Genomic DNA, 1,244 nt, shown 5'->3' with positions numbered 1-1,244 from the left:
AGTCCAAAGGTGATGACGATACTGATAATTGATACGCTGAGCGCAAAGAACGGGGCCCAGGCACTGCGAAATAAATAGGCCAGTGTTAATGCTATTAATAGGACGATTAAAGGGAAATAGCGTTGATTATCCTTTTCCATAACATTAGAAATTTCTACATTTACGACTGGTGAGCCAGAAAAGTAGAGGTCGAAATTACTTGATTCAACGATGGGTTTTATCAACCCTTGAACCTTATTGAATATCGCAGTAGTGCTTGCGCTATCGTCGGTATCGATGTTTAGTTCAAGATTAATTGCCATTGCGCGGCCGTCTGGGCTAACCAAAGCATCCGTAAACAGAGGGTTATCTAATATTTCTTTGCCTTGATTCTGTTGCCATTGAGCGATCTTTTCTTGCTCGAAGTTGGGGGCAATGGTGATCTCATCTTCAAGCATGAAAATGTCATCACTATTTAGTAGTGACTTGATATTGCGAATAGGGAAGAGGTATTGGCCTAGTAATGCTTCTATTTCCTTAGATTCTTGCTCGTTTTTAGCCGCCGCCAGGCTTTGGTTATATTGACTGATTAAGCTGGCCTTATCGAGTGACTTGCCTGTGTTGAGTTTAGGATTGATCATTTCTATCAAGTCAACGGAGTCTAGAGTCTTATGAATAGTTTCTAATAAGCTCAGTGACTCTGCAGAAAAAATATCGCCAGATTTTGCCTCGAGAATAATAACAATGGTTTCTCTGGATCGCTCAAAAATATCTGTCATCAGATCTTCTTTAACGCGCTCTGTGTGGGTGCGGTCCAAGAAATAGGGCGTGGTGTTTTTTGTTACTTGAGCCGCGAGAAATGCTGATACGAGGATAATTGCCAGAGTGATAATAAAACTGAGTGCGGGTCGAGAAACAATTTGGCGAATCAGTGGGGTTTCTGTCATGGGTGCGTCTATTCTAAGTTTGTTGTGCAGTGCAAATGGATTCTTAACATATAGGGTGCTCTGCCAATTCTGGGCGTGGCGAGAGATATATGTAGTCCTATGGAATCCAGACGTGCGCACTTTAACAGTATTTTTCGGCTGTTCAAGTAGTTATTTGCACTTGGGTTAACAGTTTTTTATCAGAGCGCAAAAAATTATGAATCGAGTCGTCTTGTGTAAGAAAAATGCTTGGGCATACTCTATACTGTACTTTAGAGCACAAACGATTTTATCTTGTAACAATTGTGGTGCTTCATTATGGCCGCTCTCATAATAAGT

General features: G+C 41.1%; 1 protein-coding gene. It reads right to left on the bottom strand.

Translation table 11 applies throughout. The features are described from left to right. Nucleotides 1–926 (bottom strand): MMPL family transporter (locus tag A3756_RS12980; protein ID WP_156490452.1); only part of this gene is annotated, 926 nt, incomplete at its 3' end. Between the last annotated feature and the right edge of the window lie 318 nt (nucleotides 927–1,244).

Source organism: Oleiphilus sp. HI0086, from assembly GCF_001635225.1.
The sequence above is the reverse complement of the archived record's forward strand: the minus strand, read 5'-3'. Positions and strand labels throughout refer to the sequence as shown.